We start from the raw sequence: 772 nt of genomic DNA, 5'->3' as shown, positions 1-772 counted from the left end.
GTCGATGTCGGCGAGCGCCACGCCCGAATCGGCAAGGGCCGCCTCGATGATGCCGTCCAGCGCCTCGACATGGGCGCGCGCTGCGATTTCCGGCACGACGCCGCCGAATGCGGCATGTTCCTCCATCTGGCTGAGCACGATGTTGGACAGGATTTTTGGCGCGGCATTGCCATCCACAGCCACGACGCTGGCGGCGGTCTCGTCACAACTCGTCTCTATGCCCAGCACGCGGATCAATTCGTCGCTATCCCAAGAGATTGTCTGTCAGGCCTTTCCCCGTTAGGAGAAAGTCCGGAAAGGCCTCGGTTATTTTAGCCGCATTTCTGCGACGCCAAGTGGTTCCACTTGGCTGCAAAATGCTCAGGCCGGGGGTTATCACGGACCGCGCGCCATGCAAACAATCTTGAGAATCGGAACACGCGGCAGCCCGCTGGCGTTGGCACAGGCGCAGGAAACGCAGGCGCGACTGATGGCCGCGCACGGCATGCCGGCGGAGGCCTTCGAGATCGTCGTCATCTCGACCAGCGGCGACCGCATCCAGGACCGGCCGCTGTCGGAAGCCGGCGGCAAGGGTCTGTTCACCAAGGAGATCGAGGAGGCGCTGCTGGCGGGCCGGATCGACATCGCCGTGCATTCGTCGAAGGACATGCCGACGCAACTGCCCGACGGTCTCGAACTCTCAGCCTTCCTGCCGCGGGAGGATGCGCGCGACGCCTTTGTCGGCAGGGTGGCGACGACGAACCGACTTTCGCCCCTTGCGGCAGGTCCGCAA

The 772-nt window shown here is 64.1% G+C and carries 2 pseudogenes; one reads left to right on the top strand and one right to left on the bottom strand.

Annotated elements, in window-relative coordinates:
- A pseudogene (locus tag EN935_RS38605) lies at positions 1 to 237 on the bottom strand (tRNA (adenosine(37)-N6)-threonylcarbamoyltransferase complex transferase subunit TsaD); the annotation flags it as partial.
- A 154-nt stretch (positions 238 to 391) separates the two neighbouring features.
- On the opposite strand from EN935_RS38605, the pseudogene EN935_RS38600 reads away from it, so the two are divergent.
- Positions 392 to 772 (top strand): annotated as a pseudogene (locus EN935_RS38600) (hydroxymethylbilane synthase); the annotation flags it as partial.

The sequence above is a fragment of the Mesorhizobium sp. M7D.F.Ca.US.004.03.1.1 genome (assembly GCF_003998635.1).
Classification (GTDB): Bacteria; Pseudomonadota; Alphaproteobacteria; order Rhizobiales; family Rhizobiaceae; genus Mesorhizobium; species Mesorhizobium loti.
This window is presented reverse-complemented; position numbering and strand designations above follow the sequence as displayed.